Origin of the sequence: Acidaminobacter sp., assembly GCF_030247605.1 — a bacterium.
Lineage (GTDB): Bacteria > Bacillota > Clostridia > Peptostreptococcales > Acidaminobacteraceae > Acidaminobacter.
In genome coordinates this window covers 1-25,242 of record NZ_JAOTSB010000025.1, presented here as the reverse complement: position 1 = coordinate 25,242, position 25,242 = coordinate 1, and the positions used below count along the sequence as shown (strand labels likewise).

At 51.9% G+C, this 25,242-nt stretch carries 21 protein-coding genes; 2 read left to right on the top strand and 19 right to left on the bottom strand.

Translation table 11 applies throughout. The features are described 5' to 3' along the window. Window positions 1-35 precede the first annotated feature (35 nt). From OEL90_RS11345 to OEL90_RS11270, 16 genes are all read right to left on the bottom strand, one after another. A complete protein-coding gene (locus OEL90_RS11345) occupies window positions 36-791 on the bottom strand; it encodes a M48 family metallopeptidase (protein ID WP_300688646.1) in 756 nt (251 codons plus the stop codon). 101 nt (window positions 792-892) lie between these two features. Beyond that, window positions 893-1,708: a 3-keto-5-aminohexanoate cleavage protein gene (locus tag OEL90_RS11340; RefSeq protein WP_291400340.1), complete on the bottom strand. Its 816-nt coding sequence runs from the start codon at window positions 1,706-1,708 to the stop codon at window positions 893-895. A gap of 12 nt (window positions 1,709-1,720) precedes the next feature. Next, the gene (locus tag OEL90_RS11335) at window positions 1,721-2,104 is read right to left on the bottom strand and encodes a hotdog domain-containing protein (protein ID WP_291400342.1); all 384 of its coding nucleotides are present in this window, start codon (window positions 2,102-2,104) and stop codon (window positions 1,721-1,723) included. Window positions 2,105-2,260: 156 nt separating this feature from the next. Beyond that, a complete protein-coding gene (locus OEL90_RS11330; RefSeq protein ID WP_291400344.1) occupies window positions 2,261-2,884 on the bottom strand; it encodes a V-type ATP synthase subunit D in 624 nt (207 codons plus the stop codon). Window positions 2,885-2,896: 12 nt separating this feature from the next. Next, on the bottom strand, window positions 2,897-4,270 hold the full coding sequence (locus tag OEL90_RS11325; RefSeq protein ID WP_291400366.1) for a V-type ATP synthase subunit B: 1,374 nt from the start codon (window positions 4,268-4,270) through the stop codon (window positions 2,897-2,899). Window positions 4,271-4,288: 18 nt separating this feature from the next. Beyond that, complete coding sequence (locus OEL90_RS11320; protein WP_291400368.1) at window positions 4,289-6,055, bottom strand: V-type ATP synthase subunit A; 1,767 nt, start codon at window positions 6,053-6,055, stop codon at window positions 4,289-4,291. Continuing rightward, window positions 6,048-6,689, bottom strand: coding sequence for a V-type ATP synthase subunit E family protein (locus OEL90_RS11315; protein ID WP_291400346.1), 642 nt, complete (start codon window positions 6,687-6,689; stop codon window positions 6,048-6,050). The genes OEL90_RS11320 and OEL90_RS11315 overlap by 8 nt, the downstream gene beginning before the upstream one ends. 17 nt (window positions 6,690-6,706) lie before the next feature. Next, entirely contained in the window at window positions 6,707-7,012 is a 306-nt protein-coding gene (locus OEL90_RS11310) for a V-type ATP synthase subunit F (protein ID WP_291400348.1), read from the bottom strand. Window positions 7,013-7,048: 36 nt separating this feature from the next. Further along, entirely contained in the window at window positions 7,049-7,474 is a 426-nt protein-coding gene (locus OEL90_RS11305) for an ATP synthase subunit C (protein ID WP_291400350.1), read from the bottom strand. Window positions 7,475-7,571: 97 nt separating this feature from the next. After that, window positions 7,572-9,557, bottom strand: coding sequence for a V-type ATP synthase subunit I (locus OEL90_RS11300; protein ID WP_291400352.1), 1,986 nt, complete (start codon window positions 9,555-9,557; stop codon window positions 7,572-7,574). A 6-nt stretch (window positions 9,558-9,563) separates the two neighbouring features. Beyond that, window positions 9,564-10,610 (bottom strand): V-type ATPase subunit, encoded by a 1,047-nt coding sequence (locus tag OEL90_RS11295; protein ID WP_291400354.1) that lies wholly within the window; start codon window positions 10,608-10,610, stop codon window positions 9,564-9,566. A 19-nt stretch (window positions 10,611-10,629) separates the two neighbouring features. Continuing rightward, window positions 10,630-10,965 carry a hypothetical protein gene (locus OEL90_RS11290; RefSeq protein WP_291400356.1) on the bottom strand — a complete coding sequence of 112 codons (336 nt, stop codon included), beginning with the start codon at window positions 10,963-10,965 and terminating at the stop codon, window positions 10,630-10,632. Between the two features lie 595 nt (window positions 10,966-11,560). Beyond that, window positions 11,561-13,303, bottom strand: coding sequence for an NADH-dependent [FeFe] hydrogenase, group A6 (locus OEL90_RS11285; protein ID WP_291402325.1), 1,743 nt, complete (start codon window positions 13,301-13,303; stop codon window positions 11,561-11,563). Between the two features lie 18 nt (window positions 13,304-13,321). Beyond that, on the bottom strand, window positions 13,322-15,088 hold the full coding sequence (locus tag OEL90_RS11280; RefSeq protein WP_291402340.1) for an NADH-ubiquinone oxidoreductase-F iron-sulfur binding region domain-containing protein: 1,767 nt from the start codon (window positions 15,086-15,088) through the stop codon (window positions 13,322-13,324). Between the two features lie 53 nt (window positions 15,089-15,141). Beyond that, on the bottom strand, window positions 15,142-15,534 hold the full coding sequence (locus tag OEL90_RS11275) for a (2Fe-2S) ferredoxin domain-containing protein (protein ID WP_291402327.1): 393 nt from the start codon (window positions 15,532-15,534) through the stop codon (window positions 15,142-15,144). Window position 15,535: 1 nt separating this feature from the next. After that, window positions 15,536-16,066, bottom strand: coding sequence for a complex I 24 kDa subunit family protein (locus OEL90_RS11270; protein WP_291402329.1), 531 nt, complete (start codon window positions 16,064-16,066; stop codon window positions 15,536-15,538). 488 nt (window positions 16,067-16,554) lie between these two features. Between OEL90_RS11270 and OEL90_RS11265 the strand changes: the two genes are divergently transcribed. Together OEL90_RS11265 and OEL90_RS11260 are read left to right on the top strand one after the other, a co-directional pair. Next, window positions 16,555-17,253, top strand: coding sequence for a response regulator transcription factor (locus tag OEL90_RS11265; protein ID WP_291402331.1), 699 nt, complete (start codon window positions 16,555-16,557; stop codon window positions 17,251-17,253). Between the two features lie 3 nt (window positions 17,254-17,256). After that, window positions 17,257-18,780, top strand: a complete 1,524-nt coding sequence (locus tag OEL90_RS11260; protein ID WP_291402332.1) for a sensor histidine kinase — start codon at window positions 17,257-17,259, stop codon at window positions 18,778-18,780. Between the two features lie 138 nt (window positions 18,781-18,918). Here the strand turns inward: OEL90_RS11260 and OEL90_RS11255 are convergent, their stop codons facing one another. The 3 genes from OEL90_RS11255 to OEL90_RS11245 all read right to left on the bottom strand — a co-directional run. After that, a complete protein-coding gene (locus OEL90_RS11255; protein WP_300688635.1) occupies window positions 18,919-23,646 on the bottom strand; it encodes an Athe_2463 domain-containing protein in 4,728 nt (1,575 codons plus the stop codon). Between the two features lie 65 nt (window positions 23,647-23,711). Then, a complete protein-coding gene (locus OEL90_RS11250) occupies window positions 23,712-24,437 on the bottom strand; it encodes a hypothetical protein (protein ID WP_300688633.1) in 726 nt (241 codons plus the stop codon). A gap of 338 nt (window positions 24,438-24,775) precedes the next feature. Beyond that, window positions 24,776-25,242: formate--tetrahydrofolate ligase (locus OEL90_RS11245; protein WP_300688631.1), on the bottom strand; the 467-nt coding region annotated here is incomplete at its 5' end.

Sequence of the window (25,242 nt, the reverse complement as noted above, 5' to 3'; positions counted from 1 at the left end):
TGACTTTCTGCGCTGCTTCCTCTTCTTATTTTTATTCACACCGGCCATTCCAAGAGAGCCGCATTCTTTTTCAACCAGTTCTGCGCGTTCCTGTAATCCGGCATCGCGCTTTCCACGACCGAATAGAATGCCTTGGAATGATTGAGATGGGCCAAATGCGCCAGTTCGTGCACGACGATATAATCCGCGATAAATTGAGGCGCCAGAAGGATTCGCCAGCAGAAATTGAGGCTCCCTCTGCTGCTGCAGCTGCCGTAACGAGTCTTAGCACGACTTATTTTGACAGCACTCGGCTGAAGGGACATTCGCTGTCCGTAATACTGTACGCGCCTCGCAAACCAAGTCTTGGAAAAAACCATCAGCGCCTCTTCCACCGCCTCGGCTGCCTGTTGCTCGTAGGTTGCAGAAGGTGATTCATTCAATTTAGTCCCTGAATAAATGTGGATTTCCAGCCGTTTCTCATCCACAGCTGCCTTTAGCTTATGTCCGGGTTTAATCGCCGCCTTCACCACCCTGAAAGGGCGCTCTGCAATGGTAATGTACTCACCTTCAGAAAACGTGTACTTTGGCGTTTGATTCGCATAGGCCGACACCCGGTCGAGATACTTCCCAATTTCCGCTCGACCGTGCTCAAGGAAATCCTCAAGGGACTTCAGCGAAGCCCTTTTGGGGATTGAGGCGACCAAGCCACCGGACTTTTTGATCTTGAGGCGGTAATCCATGCGCTGTTCGCGCTTGACGGCGACCTCGTAAGATCTTCCGTTGTGTTGAAAGTGAATGCTGGTGACCATCGGCATAAGCCTCCTTGCCTTGGGGACTGTCCTAAACCTGCTTCAGTCGTGATAAAAGCAGCCCGTCAAGTGCGCCGGGCTGCTTTAGTCTGCTCTAAAAACTATTTCGCAATGCCTAGGATCCGTCTCGCTTCAGCTGGTGTTGCGACTTCCCTGCCAAGCTCTGCGGCCAGTCTTACAACCCTGGCAACGAGCTGGGCATTGGAATCTGCCTTGACACCCTTGCTGTAGTAGACGTTGTCCTCGAAGCCAACGCGGACGTGGCCTCCCATAATAATGGCCATGGCGGCAAGGGGTGTCTCGAAGCGGCCTACGCCAGCAACCGTCCAGGTCGCGTCTGACGGGATCTGATGGACCATGTACATAAGGTCCTCCGGATTCCCCGGACAAGCGCCCGGCACACCGAGGACGAAGTCAAAATGGAGCGGCGCGCTGATCAAGCCTTTCTTGACCAGCCCTTTGGCTGTGTCGATCATTCCGCGCTCAAACACTTCAATTTCAGGCTTGACGCCCATTTCCTGCATACGCTTGGCGAAGATCTCAATATTCTCCTGGGTATTCATGAACACTTCATCCCCAAAGTTACAGGTACCACAGCTGAGGGTCGCCATTTCGGGCGCCAGCTCGACCGGCTGCAGCCTCTGCTCAGGCGTATGCCAGGTCGCGCCGCCCGTGGACGGCTGGACAATGATGTCACACTTGGCGCTGACTTTATCTATGATTTCTTTGTAGACGTCTCCCGACTGCGTTGGATTGCCTTCCGCGTCCCGCGCGTGCACGTGAACTATGGATGCGCCAGCTTTCCAGCACTCATAAGCAGCTTCAGCTATTTCATCCGGCGTCACCGGAAGGTTTGGCTGAATTTCCTTGGTTACCTCCGCACCGGTCAGCGCGGCAGTAATGATCAATTTTTGCATTCAGGCCACCTCCTATTTGCGCTGCTTGTCTTTAGGAACCACACAGGTGCCTGTCGCGCGACAGACCACAATAGGCTCTTCAAGTACGTCACAAGCGGAATCGTTGATGTCCGGTCTTGGAATGATGACTTTTCTGGCCTCGAAGACCATTTTCCGAGAAGAATTTCCGACTTTGACGATCTCGCCGACGGCTTCTATGTAATCCCCCGCATAGACAGGCGCTAGAAATTCTACAGACTCATAGCCCGCAAAAAGTCCTTCGTCCCCGTCCTGACGGATGAGAAGCTCGGTGGCGACATCCCCAAATAAATTGAGCATTTTTGCGCCATCCACCAAGTTGCCGCCGTAATGCGCGTCGTGCATGCTCATTCTGATTCTGATCATTGCTTTTGACATGTGATAACCTCCAAAGGTTAACCCGACCCTGTTCTTGCACCCAAGGCTATTATATCCTTTCGGCGGCAAAAAGAAAATGAGGGAATGCAAAACTCTTTGCAAAATACAAGTGAGAAGCGGGCGGAGGAAACTATGCGTTTCCCCTCGCCCGCTGATTTACATTTTTTTCGAAGCGTTTTTCTTGACCTTCTTAAGCCGGAAGAAATCCTCCCGCTCTTTTTCTTCAAGGGTCTCCGAAATAGCCTTGACCAAGGCCCTGTACCTTGGTATTTGAATGCGGTCCAGGGCGTTGGTTCGCTTTTGTGTCTTCTTGATTTCCATAGCCAGCTTGTAAATGGAGGTTTCGATCTCGGCCAGCTCATATAGCTTTCGGCGCAGATCGTTGTAGGCCTCTACGGCGTTGTCCAGGGCAGAGTTCGTCCTGAAGACGCCATAACTGGGGTCAATGGGCTGGGGTACGTTTCGGACCATCGGCAGCTCTACGCCCATGACGCTGCGGCTGAGCAGCTCAAATTCCTCATCCTTAGGAATAGATATGGATATCTCTTCAATAGTTTGGGTCCCCAGCAGCATATTGGAAATCTTAAGCGCTTCGGAAGCTTCCTCAAAGCGATTCTGGATCTCGATCTGAACCTGGTTGGCCCGGTTCATCATCCCCATCATATCCCGGATCAGAACATTCCGCTTCCGATCCAAAAGCTCATAGCCCCGGATAGAAAAGGCGAGCATGCTTTTTGCACGGATCAGATTGGCTTTGGTCGGCGCTATGTTGCTATACATCCCGCACCCCTCCTAACCTCTGTAGAACGCGTCAATAATATCTGTACTGAGGCGGTCAAGTTCAGTCCTCGGAAGAATACTGAGCACTTCCCAGGCAATGTCCAGACTCTTTTTGATGTCACGGCTTTCGTCCAGATGCTGCCGCACAAACTGACTCTCAAAAGCCCGGCCAAAGGCCATATAGCGCTGATCTGTCTCCGTGAGGTCGCTCTCACCTATAATCTGAGCCAGTGAGCGGATATCCTGTACTTTTGAATAGCATGAAAACAGCTGGTTGGCAACATCCGGATGCTCTTTCGTGGTGTAGCCCTCGCCAATGCCGTCTTTCATGAGGCGCGACAGGCTCGGCAGGACGTTGATGGGCGGATAGACATTGTCCTGGTGCAGTTCACGGCTGAGAACAATCTGGCCTTCTGTGATGTAACCTGTCAGGTCCGGAATAGGATGGCTGATGTCATCATTTGGCATTGTCAGAATAGGCAGGAAGGTAATGGAGCCTTCACGGCTGTGGAGCATGCCTGCCCGCTCGTACAGCGAGGCAAGGTCAGAGTAGAGGTAGCCGGGATAGCCTTTTCTGGAAGGCACTTCCTCCCGGGCCGAAGACACCTCCCGGAGGGCTTCGCAGTAAGAGGTCAGGTCGGTCATGACGACCAGGACATGATATCCCAGCTCAAAGGCCAGGTATTCAGCAGTCGTCAAGGCACACCTCGGCGTGCTGACGCGTTCGACTATAGGGTCGTCCGCCAGGTTGACAAACATGACGACTTTATCAATAGCGCCCGAGTCCTCGAAGCTTCGCCTGAAGTAATCCGCGTCATCGTGCTTGACACCAATGGCGGTAAACACCACGGCGAACTTGTCACTCGATGTGCCGCTAAGCTTAGCCTGGCGGACAATCTGGGCGGCGAGTTCATTGTGAGGCAAGCCGTTGCCTGAAAAGATAGGCAGCTTTTGCCCGCGGATCAGCGTGATCAGCGTATCAATGGAAGAAACGCCGGTTTCAATGTAATCTCTGGGATATTTTCTGGCTACGGGATTGATCGGTCTGCCGTTGATGTTGTAGCGCAGGTTGCCGTAGATAGGACCGCCGCCGTCAATGGGCCGCCCTATGCCGTCAAAGGAGCGTCCCAGGATGTCCGGGGACATGACCAGTTCAAAAGGCCTGCCGGTAAAACGTACAGACGCATTGGTGGCGGAGAGACCGGAGGTGCCTTCAAACACCTGGGCGACCACGGTCTTGTCCTCAAGGCGGATCACCTTGCCCAGCCTGTCCTTGTCGCCCTTGACGCGAATCTTGATAATTTCACCATAAGAAGCATTTTCAACGCCTGAAAGGACCATCAGCGGACCTTCGAGCATGTCTATTTTCAGATACTCTTTTGCAATTTCCACGCTGGTCCCCCCTTAGGCATATTTTTTAATCAGCGAGTCAAAGTAATCATCGATCTGCTCCGTGAGGACATCCAGACCGGTCAAGTCATCATTAGGGATGTCGTACTTCATTTTAATGACCCGTTCGAAGAGCGACTCATTGCGCACTACCGAAATAGGGATTCCTTTCCTGACCGCTTCGAGGCCGCGCTCATAGAGATGTGCTATGACCGTCAGCATGCGGTACTGCTTCTGAATAGGCACATAGGTGTCGTCCTTGTGAAAGGCATTCTGCTGCAAAAATCCAATTTTCAGGACTTTGGACACTTCCAGGATCAAGCGCTGATCATCCGGAAGGACATCTTCGCCCACGAGCTGAACAATATCCGCCAGCTTGTTTTCCTCAAACAAAAGCCGGATCATTTCGGCCCGCAGCTCCACGAGGTCCGCACTGACATGGGCCGCGTACCATGGCGCAAGGATCTTGATATAGCCGCTGTAACTGTTCAGCCAGTGAATTGACGGGTAGTGGCGCGCATACGCGAGCTTTTTGTCGAGGGCCAGAAAGGCGTTGACAAAGCGTTTGGTGTTTTCCGTCACCGGCTCGGAGAAATCGCCGCCGGCCGGGGAAACGGCACCTATGATCGTGACAGAGGCGTCCCGACCTTCCATGGTCCGGACGTAACCGGCGCGCTCGTAAAATTCCGCAAGTCTGGATGGCAGGTAGGCCGGGTAGCCATCTTCCGCCGGCATTTCTTCCAGGCGGCCGGAGATCTCCCTCAGGGCTTCTGCCCAGCGAGAGGTGGAGTCCGCCATAATGGCGACATCATAACCCATGTCCCGGTAGTACTCCGCAATGGTAATCCCGGTATAAATACTGGCCTCCCGGGCCGCAACCGGCATATTGGAGGTGTTGGCGATCAGCACCGTCCGGTCCATGATTGGACGGCCTGATGCCGGGTCGATCAGCCTTGGAAACTGCTCCAGAACATCCGTCATTTCATTGCCCCGCTCGCCACAGCCAATATAGACAATAATATCCGCATCGCTCCACTTTGCGAGCTGGTGCTGGGTCATGGTTTTGCCCGTGCCGAAGCCACCAGGTATGGCGGCGGTGCCGCCCTTGGCGATAGGGAAAAAGATGTCCAGCACACGCTGGCCCGTCAGCAGGGGTTTCGACAGCGCAAGGCGCTCTGAAACCGGCCTAGGGGATCTGACCGGCCATTCCTGCAGAAGGCAGAGTGACTCCTCATCACCTTCTCTGTTCCTGATTTTCACTAATGGCTCTATTATGTTGTATTCCCCGGAGGGTGCGCACCAGGTCACTTCGCCCTCCACACCCGGCGGTACAATCCAGCGAAACTCAATCAGAGGGGTTTCCTGAAAACTCGCCATACACATCCCCTGCAGGAGGTGCTGCCCGACGACGACATCCATTTCCACTTTCCAGAGGACGGTCTCATCAATAGCAATCATGCCGATCCCCTCATTGATAAAGCCAGGATTGTTTTTTTCGATCTCCAGCAGCGGCCGCTCGATGCCGTCGAAGATATTGCCCAGCAGCCCAGGCCCAAGTTTGAGGGATAAAGGCTTGCCGGTGGACGTCACCGGTTCGCCAATTTTCAAACCCTCGGTCTCCTCGTAAACCTGAATGGTGGCGTCATTGCCTTCTATGGCGATGATCTCCCCAATCAGCTTAAGATGGCCTACCATGACCATTTCACGCATTTTATAGCCCGTCATGTCTGTGGCGCCGACAACCGGGCCATTGACCATTTTTATTCGGCCACGATCATGCATCTGCCTCACCCCGTTCCTCCAGAAGCTCTGCAACCAGCTGCCCCATCACGACTTCAGCGTCTTCGAGCAGGATGTCAAAGGAACCGTCCAGCTTCAGCGTCCGCTCGCCGTTATAAAAAATGAGACCGCCCATGATGCCTTTTTTGACGGGCGCCCATTTTACCTTGGCAGGGTCAAACCCTTGCATTTTAATTTCGCTGGCCAGGACCTCCCCAAAACGCGAATAATCCTCTTCCAGAATTTCGACTTCAATGCTTGTAAACTTATTCAGTTCATCGACAGACTTATGAATGCGCTGCTTCAGAAATTCAAGATACTCAGGTGTTTTCCTGAATTCATTCACCCGCGCCTTCAGGGCATCACAAAGCTCCAGGACAATATCGTGCTTCAGTCTCAGCATCTGTGTTCTGACGCCACTGAGCACTTTGGAAATCTTTTTCCTCGCGTCGCCCTGGGCATTCTCTTCATGAACCTCAATAAATTTTCTGGATTTTTCCTTCAGTTTCTCTTCGTATTCTTTGACCGCTTCGAAGGTTTCCTCATCGAGTTCGGAAATTTTAACACTGTAGGACTCCTCGAGGCGATCGAGTACGATTTTCGTGAACACATCTATTTTTTCATCTACTGTAATCATTGGTCACCAACTCTCTGTTACAGTTTAATGCCGATCGAGTCGCGTATGTAGCGCGTGATGTACCCGCTGTCATATTTGCCCCCAACTGCCGGCACTTCAACGATCATTTTTTTCTTTTCCTTGAGCTTAATTGCCATGACTTCCTTTTCAATCTTGTGAAGTACCCCGCTGGACAGGACGACGATCCCAATCTCGGGATCTGCCAGTTTTCTCTCCAGCAGCTCAAGTGCTTTATCCCTGTCCTGGACGAGCTCGCCGGCGATGCCGGACAGTCTGAGCCCCATCAATGTGTCCAGGTCATCGCTGATCAGAAATGACTTCATACGAACCGCTCCCTTCTGATGGCGCTGTGGTTCGGACTACAATCGGCCAAGAATCAGAATGGAAATGATCAGACCGTATATGGCGATTCCCTCTGCAAGACCAACGAAGATCAGGGTTTTACCGAGGATTTTCGAGTCCTCGGAGACCGCGCCAAGGGCTGAGGATCCAACCGCGCCAACAGCATAACCCGCGCCGATGGTCGCAAGACCCGTACACAGCGCCGCCGCAATAAACCCCAGGCCGCTGGCAGAGGATGCGGCACCGGTTTCCGCCGCGTAGGCGATATCCGGCACAACAAGTCCAATGGCGATCATCATGACCGGTGCGAAGATCGCAATATTCCAGCGCATGATGCGCTTCAACTGTTTCTTTTCCTTCAAGCCTTCACCAAAATAATGATACACACCTGCCAAAACCGTTCCAATCACAAGTAAAACATTCAATCCAAGCAAAATTTGCATGCTAGTCTCCTCCTTGTTAGCTTTTTTATGCGAATGCGGGGCATTAGCCGCTGAGCAAAAAAAACGGTCTTTTCCCGAAGGGAAAAGAAACTACCTCTTAAACCTCTTGAAATCTAACCGGATCAAAGGCTTCGCCATCTCCGGAATAATATTTGCTGAACAGCTCGTAATACATCAATCGAAGCCCCTGGATCATGACGATCAGCCCCTCAAGGAAAATGACTATGAGGTTGCCCAGGAAAAACATCAGGATTTCACCGCCCAGGTTCCCGATCAGTGCACCCATGGTGTGGAAGGCGACAAACAATCCGACGTGGTTGAGGGCGAAAGCGCCTACACGAATGAAGGAAATGCTGTTGGACAGGAAGCTCAGGAAAGTTTCCAGGATATCAAAGCCGCTTTCCACGTAGTACTCCGAAACTTTTTCGTGATAGAGCGGCCGCGCGCCCTTCAACAGGTTGGCCAAAGGCTCTCGCCCAATGATGGCGCCCACGCTGGCCATAACGAGCACCACTGTCATGAGCGTTGGCAGTCCTGGCAGATCAAAGGCTACGTTCAGCACCGCCTGAATCAGGGTGAGATACAGAATGAGTCCGGCAACGCCATTGCGGCCAAGCCAGCCTTCCTTCACATCTCCAATCCGCAGCTTGTTGAGGATGCTGTAAGCAAAGCTTATGATCAATAAAAAGACCCCGACACCTACCGATACACCCAATATGGTGTTGATGTTCTCAATAGGTCTTAAGAACGGCATGAATGGAAATAATTTTGAAATCAGGTGCTCATAACCGAAAAAGCTGTCATAAAAGAACCCGAAGAAGGCCGAACTGATGCCAAGTCTGGCTAAAATATGGAAGTACAAGTTTTCAGGATTTTTTCTCGTCAGCACCATCCCCGCCAGAAAGAGCACAATGCCTTGACCCAGGTCGCCAAACATGGCGCCGAACAGGGTCATATAGGTGAGTCCGAAAAAGACCGTAGGATCTGTCTCGTTGTATGCGGGTGTGCCATACATGTTGACCAGCATCTCGAAAGGCCTGACCAGCCATCGGTTCTTGAGCAGCGTTGGCGGTGTGTGCTTCTCGATTGCGTTGCTCGTATCGTTGAACAAAACTATTGTTCCCGGCCCGAGGATTTTGACCCGTTCCTCGAAATCGGCTTCATCCCGTTCCGGGATCCAGCCGGCCAGATAAAAGAAATTCCGGGTCGTGGCAATGCTGCGCCGCATTTTTACTTTAACCCGTTCCAGAGCCAAAGCATTGATGCTGGCCTGAATCTGATTTTGATAGGAGCGCTTAAAGACTTCAAGCTCTCTGAGCTTCGCAGCCATTTCGACTTCGATTTCATCCTGGCGCACACGAATCCTGCGCAGTGCTTCTGGTGCTTTGACTTTATAGGCGTCCGGGATAGGAATCTCCTCAAAATAGACCGACCTTAGAATGCGATCCGTTTCGGCATCGAGCTCTTTGGGCGAAATGATCAGTTCAGCTTCTCCGCGATCAATGGTGTCCAGGTGCATGACCACTGCGGTGATATTCTCATAGTTCAGCGACAGCTTATATCTGTTTTCCTTTGAAAGCACCCCGAGTCTGGCAGAGAAATGCTCCATAGTGGTAATCTCTTCGAGGTCGACCTCTGTTTCCTGAAGCTTTCCAAGACATTCCAGTTCTTTGAGATGGACGCGTTCTTCCCGAAGTGCTGATAAGACGCTGTAGGCGCCGCTGACTTCGTCAGTAAAGAGGTCGATCTGCGTCTCTACCCGCTCCAGCGTCCAGTCCCACACAGGATCTTCAAGATAGGCGCTGTCAATTTTCTTCTCAAGGTCCAGCATCATAAGGAGCTTCTCGGCTTTTTCCATCAGCGCTTTTGGATCCACTTGAGTTTTGTAAGGCTCAATGCGGCACATGTTCAATATTTCGTCGCGATTCTCATCCACCATGCTGAGCCTGAAGTTGCTTTCTTCGATCTCGTGATACGCGTTGACGAGCTGAATGCGCTCAAACAGAGCAATCTCTTTAAGCACGTCGTCCAGCAGCGCCAAATCCGCCACCAGATTCACCATGCTCATTTTTTCAACGGCCATTCAGCTTCACCCCCTCAGTTCCCTTATTAAGAATTTCCGGCAGGCCTCGCTGCTGATGTTATAGCGTTTGGATTCGACAATAGTGAACAGGTCGCGCATTTCGTACTCGAGCCTGTGAAGATAGACCATGGGCTCCGTGATTGTCATGGGGTATTCCATGCGCAGTTTGTCGAACAGCTTGTAAAGATACCGGTCCATCAGGATTTCAAAGTTCAATTCAAAGTGCTCTGTTTGCTCAAACATAAAGCCGTAGGGCGATGCCCGCAGCACCCGGCTGATATCGTCCAGGGAAGGCAGGTAGCACAGCTCTTTGAGCCGTTTATAAGTAAAGTATTTGCCGTTAAGCAGCGTGTAGTTCAGGATCTCCTCCGGCAACAGCTGATAATACCGCCTGCCTCTGTACACCCACTGGATATTGAGCATATCTATATTCCGCTGCAATACTTCTCCAATGGCCTGCTGATCTGCTGCATCGAGCTTTTCGGTGCGTTGGGACAGCTTTTTGAAATAGAGGCGGTCCAGGTTCATCTCGACGTAAAACATCATTCTGGTGGGCTCTTCATCCTTGTAGTACTCAATCAGCTGCTGGTATTCCGTCCCGGCCAGCGCGGCGGACAGCTCGTCCAGGGAGGTCGCCTCGCTGATTTTCCCGTAGTCCAGTTCCGAATAAATGTGCGGGATGATTAAGTGATCCGTGATGCTGATGAGACTTTCGCGGCGGATCACCATGCGCAGAAACAATTTCAGGTTCTCAATTTCATACCGCATCAACAGGACTTTAAAGTACTCTCTGTAGGCGTCCGTGAAATAGTGGTACAGCTTTTCGTGCTTTTCGAAAGCATTGCGCTCAAAGCGGCCTTCGAGCTCGATGATGTCGACTTTCCTGGCTTCCGGCAAAATAGCAGCATACCAGGTTTCCTGACGCAGGTAGTCCACCACCTCGTCCACGTGATCCAGCAGCAGCAATTTATAGTAGTCCTGATCCTTCAGAAGCTGACCTTCAAGGGCACGCACCTTCACGTTGACGGCAGCAAATTTGCGCACATTGCTCATTGCTCCAGTCCCCCCTGTGTCATTCTTTGGCACTGATGATAGTCATTTCAAACGCTTTTCTAAGCAGAGTTTCCCTGTTCTGGTCCACCAAGGCTCTGATTCTCTGGTTCTCGCGGACACCGTCTTCTCTAATTCGGTGGACCTCTGCATCCGCTTGTCCAACGATCTCGTCATAGAGCTTCTTGGCTTCCTTTCTGGCTTCATGCATGTAATCTGCTTCCATGTCCCGCTGAAGCTTTTTCAAGTCACGTTCTTTTTCTTCGCGTTGTTCCTCTTTTTGTTTCTCAAGCCGTACGCCCTGGTAATCGATTTCCAAAATTCTCGCCAGGGTTCTTTCGATGGCTTTGGATTTCAACTCGATGCGCCACCTTTCCAGATTCAACTTTATTTCTCAAGACGCCCAAAGCCAGGTATTCGAATACCTGAGAACTTCCCTTGGGGATCCTGAGAAATACTATAACCTCTATTATAGTCCTCTGATTATAAAAAGCCAGAAGACTTGCAAAATCCAACGATTCAATCATGATAGCCTAATTTCACGTTCAAATCTCAGGTAAAATCGATGTGCAAGATTATAAAATATGGTCATTCCGCTCTATTGCGGTGAAAGCAAAGCGTTTCATCCTGTAAAACAGACACACGCAATTCAAAAACACGAAAAATTTACAATTTCGACTTCAAATTGGATGAAAATTGCATAAATTGAGAGCAGCTTATTCACGATCCGCCAAGTTGACTTTCACTTTTTGTTGGGGACGCGGACAAAAACGAACTCGGGGACGCGGATAAATTTTGTTTTTGTCCGCGTCCCCAAATTCACATTGGTACCAGAGCTTCACACAATTCTATACAATTCAATATTCCTCACCTTAATATCTTAATACAAAGAAAAAACCGTGCTTCGATCTCTCGAAGCACGGTCACTATAACACAGCCCTCAGGCTGCAAAATTAGATTTTCTCTTTTGCCACGTAGTGCGTATGGAGCAACTCGTGCGCTTTTTCGCCATAAGGCTTGCCAAGGTACTTCTCATAGAGATCAAGGACTTCCTGGTTCTCATGGGATTTACGCTTGGTCTTGTTGCGGTCTTCCTGGTAGATCGCGATCTGACGCTTGCGGATGATTTCCATATCACCATGGTGATACGGCTGTCCGCCGCCGCCAATACAGCCGCCTGGGCAAGCCATGATTTCGATTGCCTGGAAGTTGCACTCGCCTGCTTTAATGCTGTCGAGAAGCTTTCTGGCATTGCCGAGGCCATGAGCGATACCAATATTCAGCTCAAGGTCACCAATCTGAACTTTGCCGGAACGGATGCCGTCAAGGCCGCGAAGCTGAGTCAGCTCCACTTGCTCAAGGGTTTCGCCTGTCAGCCACTCATATGCTGTACGTGCAGCAGCCTCAATTACACCGCCGGTTGTACCAAAGATGACTGACGCGCCGGTAGATTCACCGAGCATATGATCGAAGTCGCCTTCTGGAAGGTTAGCGAAGTCTATGCACGCTTCTTTCAGCATGAGGCCGTACTCACGGGTTGTGAGGACATAGTCGACGTTCTGGAGCTCATGGTGGGAAAGTTCTGTACGTTTGGCTTCCGCTTTCTTCGCGATACAAGGCATGACAGATACGACAACAATATCTTTAGGGTCAATGCCTTTTTTCTCAGCGTAGTAAGTCTTTGCAAGAGCGCCAAACATGATCTGTGGAGATTTACAGGTAGAAGGAATGTCCAGCATATCAGGATATTGATGCTCAAAGAACTGAACCCAAGCCGGGCAGCAGCTCGTGAGAATTGGAAGCACGCCGCCGTGTTGAATACGGTGAACGAGTTCGGAGGCTTCCTCAAGAATTGTGAGGTCCGCTGCGAAGTCCGTATCATACACCGCATCAAATCCAAGGCGTCTGAGGGAGGTCGCAAGTTTGCCTGTCGAGATGGATCCCGCCGGCATGTCGAAGAGTTCACCTACAGCGACACGGATCGCAGGCGCAACCTGAACGATAACATGTTTGTTAGGGTTGTTGATCTCGCGCCAGACCTTATGGATATCGTTGTTTTCAGTAAGCGCAGCTGTCGGACACACCGCGACGCACTGGCCGCAATACGTACATGAAGTTTCTTTCATGTCGAGGTTGAAAGCAGGCCCTACAAAAGTATTGAAGCCGCGGTTGACCGCAGACAGAATACCGCAGGTCTGAACCTCGTTGCACATAGTTTCGCAGCGGCGGCACATGACGCACTTGTTAGGGTCCTTCACGATGGCGCCGGAAGACTCGTCCTTTTCAAAGTCGATGCGCTCGCCAGCCCATTTAATGTCGCGAACGCCGAGGTCCGCAGCAAGCTTCTGGAGATCGCACTCCAGGTTTTTAGGGCACATAAGGCAATCTTTAGGGTGGTTGGAGAGCAGGAGTTCCACCGACATACGGCGAGCAGTGATGGCGCGCGGCGTATGTGTCGAAACATGCATACCGTCTGTAACTTTCTCAGAACAAGCAGTGACAAGCGCAGGACGGCCTTGTACCTCTACCGTACACACACGGCAGGAGGACGCCTGGTTGACAACACCGAACTGATCCATATGAAGGTCCATATGGCAGAGCGTAGGTATGTGAATCCCCAGGGTGCGTGCAGCTTCCAGGATGGTCGTCCCTTTTGGCACCGCGATTGGGGTATCGTTAATCGTCAGTTTAATCATCTACATTCCACCTCCAAACTATGGCTTAAGGACAGCGCTGAACTTACATGCATTGAAGCATGCGCCGCAGCTGATGCACTTTTCCTGATCAATGACATGAACCTCTTTGACCTTGCCGCTGATGCAGTTGACCGGACAAACGCGGGCGCAAGCCGTACAGCCAATACACTTATCAGCAATGATCGAGTATTTCGCGAGCGCTTTACAAGAACCCGTAGCGCAGCGTTTGTTGAAGACGTGGTTCTCGTATTCTTCGCGGAAGTATTTCATGGTGCTCAAAACCGGATTTGGCGCTGTCTGACCGAGGCCGCAGAGCGCCGAATCCTTGATCATGTAAGCAAGAGCCTGGAGATTGTCGAGGTCTTCAGCCGTGCCATGACCCTCAGTGATTCTCTCGAGGATCTCCAGCATACGCTTCGTGCCGACACGACATGGCGTACACTTACCGCAAGACTCGTCCTTCGTAAAGTCGAGGTAGAATTTTGCAATATCGACCATACAGTTATCTTCATCCATAACGATCATACCGCCGGAGCCCATCATGGAGCCGATGGCTTTGAGACTGTCATAGTCGATTGGCGTGTCAAGGTCAGCCGTAGTAATGACACCGCCGGAAGGACCGCCTGTCTGAACTGCCTTGAAGGCTTTGCCGTTTTGGATCCCGCCGCCAATCTCATAGATGATTTCACGAAGGGTTGTGCCCATTGGAACTTCTACGAGGCCAACGTTGTTGACTTTGCCTGCGAGTGCGAATACCTTCGTACCTTTGGACTTCTCAGTGCCAATGCTTGAGAACCACTCGGCGCCGTTCAGGAAGATTGGAGCAATGTTCGCATAGGTTTCAACGTTGTTTACACAGGTTGGCTTATTCAAATAGCCTGCCTCTGATGGGAACGGAGGCTTCTTGGTTGGCTCGCCGCGCTTGCCTTCGACGGAGTGGATGAGCGCAGTCTCTTCGCCGCATACGAATGCGCCAGCGCCGAGCTTGATCTCAATGTCAAAGTCAAAGCCGCTGCCAAAGAGATCTTTGCCGAGAAGGCCAAACTCTCTTGCCTGGCCAATTGCAACTTCCAAACGATGGATTGCAAGCGGATACTCAGCGCGGATATAGATGATGCCCTTTGTCGCGCCAATGATGTAGCCGCCAATAGCCATGGCCTCCAGCACCGAGTGCGGATCGCCCTCGAGGATGGAACGGTCCATGAAGGCTCCCGGGTCGCCCTCGTCCGCGTTGCAGATGATATATTTCTGGTCGCCAGGTGATCTCATAGTGAGCTCCCACTTCATGCCTGTGGAGAAACCACCGCCGCCCCGGCCACGGAGACCAGAGTCTTTTACGACTTTCACCGCATCTTCACGGGGCATTGAAAGGACATTTGCAAGGGCTTCATACCCTCTGAACGCTATGTATTCGCTAATATTCTCAGGATCGATCATACCGCAGTTTCTGAGCGCTATACGCAGTTGCTTTTTATAGAACGGCATGTCTCTGTGAAGGTCCATTTTTAGATTCTCGATTGGCTCAACGTAGAGCAAGCGGTCGACGTGACGTCCTTTTATGACGTGCTCTTCGATGATGTCTTTCGCGTCTGACGCCTGAACCTGAACATAGAAAACGTTGTCCGGATGGACTTTGACGATTGGACCCTGGCCGCAGAAACCGAAACAGCCGGTTTTGACAACCTTGACTTCTTTATCATATCCCTTTTGGACAAGGATGTTTTCAAGCTCAGTGATCAGCGTGTCCGCTCCGGATGAAATACACCCTGTACCGCCGCAGACCATGAGATGAGTTCTGATCTTAGCCACAAATTACCCTCCTTCGCTGTTCCTTTGATTTATGCTTTCACAAATGTGTTGATGACGACACTGTCTTCGAGCATTTCATTGTGCAAAACATAACGCGTGACGATTTCTCTGGCGCGCTTGTCGTCCACTTTGCCGAAGATTATTGGTTCATGGCCGGGAAGGTTAACCTGTACGGTTGGTTCGCTATGGCAGTAGCCAAGGCATCCAACCTGAACAATGCGAATGTTGGTGAGACCTTGCTTTTCAGTTTCATCCAAAAGCGCGCTGAGGGTTTCACGTGCGCCTGCAGCAATGCCGCAAGTCGCCATGCCAACCATAAGCTCTACGATGTCGTCAGTGGATTCGCCGGTTTCACGAAGGTTAACTTTTTTCTGGGACTCCTCGCGGATACGTTTGAGATCTTCAAGAGATTTAATCGCCATTTTATTGCTCCTTTCCGAAGTTCTTAACAACATAAGCGTTAATGATGCCATCGACTTCGTCAAGCTTGACACGGCCATAAACCTTGTCGCCGACGAGAACGATCGGTGCAAGGCCGCATGCGCCAACGCAACGAACGTCTTTCAATGTGAAGAGCATGTCAGGTGTTGTTTCGCCGGTAGAGATGCCGAGCTTGGCTTTGAACTCATGAAGGATTTTGTCAGCGCCGCGAACAAAGCATGCTGTTCCCATGCAAACTGAAACGACATGTTCGCCTACTGGGTTCGTCGTGAAGAACGAGTAGAAGCTGACGACACCAAAGACGTTGGCCGCTGGAATGTCAAGCCGCCTTGCGACGAACAACATGACTTCCTTAGGCAGATAACCGAAGAGATGCTGCGCCCGGTGAAGTACGTGAATCAAAGAGCCTTTTTTGTCTTCGAGTGTCTGGATGTAACCGTCAAGTTGATCGAACAATTCCTTTGGCAAATCTTTAACACTCACAGTTGGGATCTGTGCCAATGCCTTCGCCATTATTGCACCTTCCTTTCAACAATTCGAACTCTGATAGAATAAATGAACAAAATCATTATATCACTGACCCTCTGGTTTTGTGAATAATAAATAATAGAAATTGAAGATTATTTAACAAATAATTTAAGAATTCAGCTTTTCCAACGCTTTCAATATTTTTAGTCGAAATCGTTACAATTTTCACACAATTTTAGGCCAGGCATCTTAAATTTTATAAAATTTAAACCCTGTTAAACCTTTGTTAAAAAATTCATAAATATTCACAATACTTTTTACGAGAATCGTTTCACCTTAACATTATGTTTACAAAGATGAAATATGGATTGCAGGCTGTGAATTGCGTGACCATCGGCAAAACATTAATTAAGGATTAAATATAGGGCGAAAATTTGATTCGCCCACCTTAAAAAAGTATATTAATGGAGAGAGATGGCGATAGCCGTACCACTTTTATCGCCCATTCATACCAAACTATGGGGGTCACCTTCATGTCCAACGAAAAAATTCTCGTCGTCGAAGACGAAAAAGAAATCGCCCAGATGATTCGGGATTATCTGAAAGCATCAAATTATGACGTCATCCTCGCCTATGACGGCGAAGAGGCGCTGAACACCTTTTACAGAGAGAATCCGGATCTGGTGATTCTCGACATTATGCTGCCCAAAATAGACGGCTTCGAAATCTGCAGAACTCTTCGCACAAAGTCGCCTGTGCCAATTCTGATGCTCAGTGCGCGAAAGGAAGACATGGATAAGATTCTGGGTCTTGGTCTCGGCGCGGACGACTATGTCACCAAGCCTTTCAGCCCGAGAGAGCTGTTGGCCCGCGTCCAGTCCCAGCTGAGGCGCTACAAGGAGCTGTCAACGACGCAGACGCCATCCAGCGCCCTGATTATTGGCGAGCTGGAGATCGATCCAAGCGCCTATACCGTTAAAGTTCGCGGCGAGTACGTCCCGTTTTCCGTCAAGGAGTTCGAGATCCTCTATTACCTCGCCAGCAACCTCAATCAGGCGCTGGCCAGAGAGAAGATTTTCGATCACGTGTGGGGCTTCAATGAATATGGCGACATCAACACTGTGACGGTTCACGTCCGCAAGATCCGGGAAAAAATCGAGGAAGACCCTTCGAATCCGAAATACATCGAGACCGTCTGGGGGATCGGGTACAAGTTTAAAGGGGGAAAATAAACTTTGAACATCCGTTCAAAAATTATTCTCTCTTTTCTTTCCCTGCTGGTCGTGCCTCTGATGATCGTCGTGCTGTCGTTCCTCGTGCTGACCACCAACTTTTTCAACATCCCAGCTGTGGACAAATTTGTGTCCATCTCCTCTTCAATGGACCGGGTCACAGAAGAGTTTGTCGGCAACCTGGACCGGATTGACAATTATCCTTATATGGACGGACTGCTCAGGCCTTACTACACGACTTACTTCAGGCGACTTTTGTTTGTCGACCAGGAGAACCTCATCCAGTTTGACAGCGAGCGCAAGCTGATCGGCGTCGCCTTCGACAAGGTGTCCTTTTTTGAGACGAATTCAGAAGGCAACGTCACTGTCAGCATCGATCCGGCCAGCCTGAGCATGATGGAGCGAAACGTCGTCAAAGGCGGAATCACCTACGGGCGCCTGGTGTTCCTGCCGGACATCGACATCAAAGACGCCTATACGTTCTTCAGCTACCTGCCGTTTGCCATTATGGCCATCTTCGTCATCTCCGTTGTCACCATGATCCTGATCCTGTCCAAAATCCTGTCGGACGGCATTCTAAATCCTCTCAAGGAACTCAACCACGCCGCTGAAATGATCGCCTCCGGAGATCTGGAATACGAGATGAAATACAAAAAAGACGACGAGATTGGCAAGTTCTGCAACGAGTTTGACCGCATGCGGCTTCGGCTCAAGGACTCCCTCGCCAAGCAGGTGGAATTCGAGCACTCCAGGCAGCAGCTGATCGCCAGCGTCTCCCACGACCTGAAGACGCCGCTGACCTCCATTCAGGGTTATGTCGAGCTGCTTGGCGACGACATTGTGGAGGACCCGGAAACCCAAAAGCAATATCTCGACATCATTCGCTCCAAAAGCGCTCAACTCAACCACTTGATCGACGACCTCTTCACCTTTACCAAAATGAATCTGGACGAGTTCGTCATTGAGCTGACACCCATGGACTCCCGCGAGTTGTTCGACTTCATGCTGACCGAAAAGGAAATGGACTTCCAGGAGCGCAGCCTCGAACTCCGGGTCGACCGGCCTATCCCTAGCGTTCCCATAGAAGCGGACGCCCCAAGGCTGCACCAGGTGCTCGACAACTTGATCAGCAACGCGGAGAAGTTTACGAATACCTACATTCACATCTACACCCGCAGAACACCGGACTTCTTCGAATGGTTCGTCGAAGATGACGGCATAGGCATTCCCCAGGAAGACCTCAGCCGGATCTTTGAACACTTTTACAAAGTGGACAAGTCGCGGACCTATTCCAGCCGTGGTACAGGGCTGGGGCTCGCCATCTGCAAGCAGATCGTCGAAGCCCACGGCGGCACCATCAGCGTCCGCAGCCAGCTCGGCACAGGGACGACCTTCAAGGTCAAGCTTCCAATTCTGAAAGCGAATTCGGTTCCGGCATCCAGTCATGGCCCTGAAACTGAACCTGGGCTTGGGCTCGATTCAGAGCCCGCTTCGGAGAACCCGTCCAAGTCGGAAGTCAACAGCTAATACATTTACATGGAAATCGGCGTCGGAAGGAAGTCCGTTATTTGACTTCCACCGGGCCGGTTTCCTTTCTTTTTGCCGCAGTATTCCGCAGTATTCCGCAGTATTCCGCAGTTTCCCCAGTCCGCAGCAGCGTAGTCCTCAGAAGATTAAATCATAAACATTCCCTGTGATCTCGATATTGTCGAATCGGTATTGCCGCACAAGGTCCGGCCAGGTCACCGTAAACTCAATCCAGTACGGTGATTTCAGCCGATGGTCAGTCCACCCCAAAGTACTCGGCGCCAGCGGCAGTTTGTAATCCGCCCGCCAGAAGCCATTCCCGGCCGCACTGAGTTCAAGCGGAAATGCCACCTCTTCCCCAAAAGCTTCCTCATAGCGGTACACACGGCCATTGGGATCCTCATAAACCATGGCTTCAAGCTCAGGAGACATCCTGCAGGTGACACTGATGGGCTCCCCCTCTGCTTCGAGCTCCAGCTTCATCATTTCGTAGGATAAAAACCGGTTGGGATTCAGCGGCACAGGCCTGCCCTGACGGTCGATCTGCCCACGCCAGTGGTTCCAGGAACCCAGCAGAGAAGCACCGAGGATCACAGGCGGCCTGACGGTGAGGGTTCTTAGGGCCTCTTCTGACGCGCCTCTATCATCCGTTGCCTCGGCGCGTAAGGTATAGGTTCCGTTTTGGAGGGGTTCGCTAAGCTGAAATTCGAAGGGCTTCCCAGAAACCAAGCCAGTGAAGTGCTGCGTGAACGTATGTGGAGATTCTTTGTGGGCAGCGGTGACTTTGAGCGAAAGGGCGCTGCCTTCGTGATCTTTGGGGAGTACCGTAACCATCGGCCGCTGTCCTGTCAGGGCAGGGTCGGGAACGACAGAGACAAACTGGACTTCAGGGACGGAGTTGTCCACGGTGAAGAGATAGTGTACCGGGTCGCTGAGCTGACCTTCGAGATCCCAGACGACGTAATCCGCTTCGTAAGTGCCCCTCGGAAGGGCTGTCGGCCACCCGTAGCTCCAATTGCCGCCAGCTTCGCGGATCCGAAAATCATGCCTGACAATGCCGCGGTTCGGGTCGCTTACAGCGTGGTCCGGGTCGTAGGAGGTATCCGTCCAGTAGAGGCGGTACTTGTTCAGCAGGGTGTCAAAGCGGGCTTTGAGGGTCAGACTGGCAATAGGTTTGCGGTGCACCGTGAACGCTACGGTGGCAATATTGGACTCCAGGTCGAAGTCCGGCTTAGGCGTCACATCCTTCAGCTTTCTGCCCACGACAAAGTGACCGACAGAACTCATGGTCTGTGGCGGTGTCATGGTGTAGAATGGCGTTTCCTGGCCGGGTGGCGCAGCTTGTACGGTTTGATTTGCGCCGTATTCATCCAGTACTGCAAAGGACTGGACAGGCAAAGGATTGTCAAACGCCGCGTCCTGGATCAACCCCCAGACCTCGCCAGCCAGGCCGTCGCCTTCAGTTTCCACCTCAACTGTATGATAGGTCAGCGACTCGTTTAGAAGCATCAGCTTGTAAGGTTTGACTTCATGGCGCACTGAGATCAGTTCCATGGCTGCCGTCATTGCCTGGGCAGGGCCGCCCGCAGTAAGGCTCTCTGCGCCCAGACCAGTGGAAAGCTGAGCGGAACCACCGCCCATAAGCCACTGAGCATCGGCAGTTTTCTTTAGCGTCAAGGCTTCAGGCTCCGGGAGGATTTCCCCTGGCAGGGCAGAATAGACCACATAGCGGCTGGCCCCCAGACGCAGCCACTCAGGGTCAAAGGTCTGCTCAATGGTTCTTGAAATTTCACCTTCATAGGTCCCATAGTAGCTGGATCGCCAGCGGAGATCCGAATCCCAGACTTGTTCGGTGGTACACACTTCCTGGGTCTCGTAGACGTTGACATAGCCGCCGTTGACATAACAAATAAAAGGATCTGCGGCCGGGCAGTACCGCCCCACCAGAACCTGCTCTGTTTCACACGTTTCAACCGTGTCGTAGTCTCCATAATCCACATAGCGCCCATTGTCCTGGACACTGACGCGTTGAAGCACACCGCTGTAACCCCCTTCCGTATATTGGAGGGTCAGCGGCGGATATTGGGTGCCAAAGAGCTGAGTGATTGAAGCCGGCATGCGCTCTGTGATTTCACCCAGGTCCCAGACGTGGACCAGCGCGTCCAGCCCTGACAGTCTCAAGGTATTGGCCTGCTGGATTCTGTCTTTTCCCGCTTGAACCCGCTCAGCTTCCGGCAGCTTAGGAGACAGCATCAGCAGAACATCGACTTTTTCAGGTGTCCTCTGGGTCTCGAGATCTACGGTTTGAACCGGCCTGAGGTTTTGGCACAACACTTCCCTCAGTACAGTTATTTTCCGGGTGTCGGAAGGTGTGATAAAACTTTCAAGGGTAGGCTGTCCGTAGCTTTCCGCCACCTCAAGAATCGCCCTGTAAGCACCCAGCTCCTGTGGTGCGAAATCTCCAATGGTCTCCTTTGTATATTGGCCCACAAATGCCTCATAGGTGCCATCCGCTTCCGGGTCATAATAGATTTTTATGACGGGTTCTCCGATCAGATCGCCGTCTGTGGAAGACACGTCAAGAAGAGCCCCCACGGGCTCTCCGCGGATTGCGACGCCCTTCAAAAAATTGAATATGACAGCAGGCCGCTGATCCTGGACAATCACCAAGTCAAGGACTGCCGGCGGGGCTTGACGCCCCAGACTGTTGACGGCAGTCAGCGTCACCCGGTGGTGTCCCGGACTCTTGTACATCAAATGCTTCTCGTTAAGCGATCCATCAAGGAGCCTTCTGGACGTATCCGAGCCCGTCACCGCTTTATAGGAGAACGTATAGGTCGCGGGGTAAGCCGCTGCCAGCCTGGGGTCCTCAGCATCTGGAGATTCATTGACTAGTGAAAGCTTACGGTTGACTTTTTGGTGGCCGGAGAAGCTGAGTTGGGCTTTGGGCTGGGTGCTGACAACTTCAATCCAGTGCTCTTCGAAGCTGACCACACCGTCGCCGGTGACGGCTTCCACAATGACTTTGACGTTGTCGTTGGCTGCTCCTAGGAGGCCAGTGATCTCAGAAAATTTGAACTGACCGGAAAAGAAGTGACCACTATCTACCTCCTGACCGTCCACCGTAACTGTGAGATTAGCGGTCTGGCTGTGATTGGAGTGATCCGCCGCCCCATAGGGCAGCATGTCAAAGGACCAGTCAGGCAGGGTGAGCTCAAGGTCTACAGCCTTGGACTCACCACCTATGACGGCATTGAAGGTTTTCGTGAACTCGTGATTTCCTCCGCCGGCATCCGCCACGCGTTGAGTCACTTGGATCTGCCTGAGAATGATCCCCTCCGGCATGACACTTTTTACAAAGTCCGTCAGCCTGGCTGAAACAACCTGATCTGACATTGACATGGCATCCAGTTGAAAGGTGTCGGTTTGTCCGGTTTCCGGCGCTCTGAAAGTGAAATGGTACCGCGCCACGGGTCCGCGGCTTTGATTGGCGTAACTCACAGACGCCTGAACCAGGTCTTCTCTTGAGGGCACATGAAAGTCCGCCACAGAAAAAGCCGACTGCAAGGCCGCCTGCGGCAAGGCTTCCGAGCCAATCTGACAGGTATCCGACGCTGCAATAGCCGGGGACTCCGAGCCAGCGAGGTACGTGATGGCCGTTTCAGCTGTAAAAGTAAAGTTGCCTTGGCTGTCGAGATCCGACCTGCTCACCTGGAGCGTAGCCTCAGAAGTCAAGGTCGCGTTTTGAGCTGAGTCTATGCCGCTGTAAGTCTGAAAGACTTGGGGATTCATCAGGCCTCTGGGTCCTGCGGCTGATTCGCTGAAGCGCCAGGACAGGATCTCATTTCGGGTTTGATAGAGCGATTTGCCGGTGAGGTTTGACATGGCTGCCGCATCCATGAGCGTCGCTGTCAGCCTGACTTTGACGGGCACTGTTTCCCGTGGCCCAAAGCGGTGGGTCCCTTTATTCAGAATCTCCACTTTGAGAGCCAGCGGTGTCTGCTGCCGGTCCCGGACGAAGTCCGGCAGGGAGACGGTCTGATACCAGCGGCGGTCGTCCACATAGTGCCACAGGCGGCCTTCACCGGGCATACCCGCACTTGGCGTCGACAGGACCACCAGATGCGCTTCGGGCAGATAACTGCCGCCGCGCATGGGCGCCTCAGGGTTTGAAGAGTTCAGGAGCGGGAATGGCAAAGCCCGGTCAAACCAGCTTTGCACCACCGGATCACCTGAAAGCGCTGCATTGTTGAGCGCACTGGCATAGACGCCGGACAGGGACTGCCAGGGGAGGTGAATCCATTTTTTGAAGCTCATGAGTGTGCCGCTTTCGGCATCATTGGGGAAGCGCTGATTGCTAAAGACGTTGCCGTCCACCGAGTAGCCATGGTAGCGATATTCCCCGGGGATATTGCCATGGCGGTAATAGCCGCCCTCGACGGCCTTGAAGTCGTTCTTCTGAAGGTCAAAGGGGCTTCCGTAAACCAGGAGTCCCAGGTCTGTATATAGCTCCGGATTCAGTTTAAGTCGGCCGCTCACTCCGGTTGAAGATAGATTGATCAACGCAGGCGTGCCAGGGGGGAGTTTGGGCGCGACGCTTTCGAAGGCAGCTTCATGGCCTTCATAATAAGCGCTGTCGACGTTCCCGGGAATTGAATAGGGCAGCTGCGCCTCCTGGATGCCTGCAGCGAAACTTGGAGTGACGCCCAGGCAGGAGATTATGAAAAAGAGCAGCCCTAAAATGGCGGCTGCTCCCTTGAGGTGATGTCTCGACTGAACCGCTTTGATCCGGCGGCGGGGTGACCCACACGCAGCCAGGGTGTTCAGTTTCTCAGTAAAGTTGCCAAACGGCTTCGATAACTGCATTATTTTTTACCGCCCTTGAGGGACTTTTGTGAGCCTTCCCGAACCTCGGGAGTTGTCGTCTCACCTCAGAGGCCGGCAGAGGTTTTATTGGCACCGGACGTCGTAATTTCTGTGGTCGTCGCTGCGGGACAAGATTCAGTCGTCTGCGCGACAGGTTCCTCCGGCGCAGGCTGAAGCGGCGTCCTCAGCTGATTGTCTTTTGTCTTTGCCAGGGTTGTCAACGCCTCTGCCGCGGTGACCAGTCGCTGCGGATGATAATACCCGTCAATTCCGGAGGCAATGCCTGTCCACCTCAGGGCAAGGGACGCTTGATAGCCAAATCCGCTGAAGAGTTCCGCGTCCTTCCAAATCAGCTGGTCCTGATCCAGCTGTTCCGGTGTTGGCATGGCTTCATAGCTGCTGTAGGTGATCATTCGATACAAGGTATCCGCCATCTGCTCCCTCGTCATTGAATTGGAGCTGAGCACTGTTCCGGGAAGTATCGTTTTCAAGGTTCTGGCGGCATAGGTTTCAAAGTAAGCGCTGCTGATTAAACCATCCGGTCCAAATCTGCGGTTCAGCATTTCCACTTCATAGAGGGATAAAATCTGAGCCTCCACCAGGACACGGACATAAGGCAGCGACCAATGGGTGGATGGCCATACCGATGGCGCCCATGGGGCCGACACCGAAGCGCTTTCTTCCAGCGATACGGTCTGTGCCCCTGTAGTCTCTGCCCCCAGTGACAGAGTTGGACTCTGGGTGAGCAGCAATGTCGCAGCAGCGGCGAGTGCGATGAGTGATTTGTGCATGAAACCGACCTCCATAGAATTGGTTATTTTTTACATCTACGAGCATTGTCTCACGAACGCTTTTATATGTCAATATATGTAATTTAAATTATTATTTGTAAGATGAGTGGAAATCGATATTGAGTGGAAATCGGTGTCAGCGGCTGAAGCCTATCAACCCCATCTTCCACTTCTTCCATGTTCTTTTTTGCCCCGCCTTCTGCATAGTTTCCAATACTCAAATCCGCCAAATAAAAAAACCGCCGCAAACCAGGGGAAGCCAGTCTGCAGCGGTTGATAACAATAGGGTTGTTTCGCTTGGAATGGCAGTCTCTAAAGACGCCGTCCCCACTCAGGATTTAGAATAAGCCGACAATTTCTCCGCTTTCAAGGATGTCGATGTGGTTCGCGGATGGCACCTTAGGCAGACCAGGCATTCTCATGATCTCCCCAGCAAGGGCTACCAGGAAGCCCGCGCCAACGGACGCCTTAACTTCGCGCACCGTGATCTTGAAGCCGCTTGGTCTTCCAAGCTTCGTAGGGTCATCTGTCAGAGAGTACTGGGTTTTAGCCATACAGATTGGGAGGTGGCCTACGCCGTCTTCTTCAAACTTCTTAATATCCTTAAGCGCTTTCGATGTAAACTCCACACCATCTGCCCCGTAGATTTCCTTGGCGATCTTTTCGATCTTTTGAACTGCAGTCAGCTCAAGGTCATACAGTGGTGCATATGCCGCTTTGCCGCTCTCTGCCACTTCGACGACTTTCTTCGCAAGCTCTACGCCGCCGTCTCCGCCTTTTGCCCAAACTTCGGACAGAACGACAT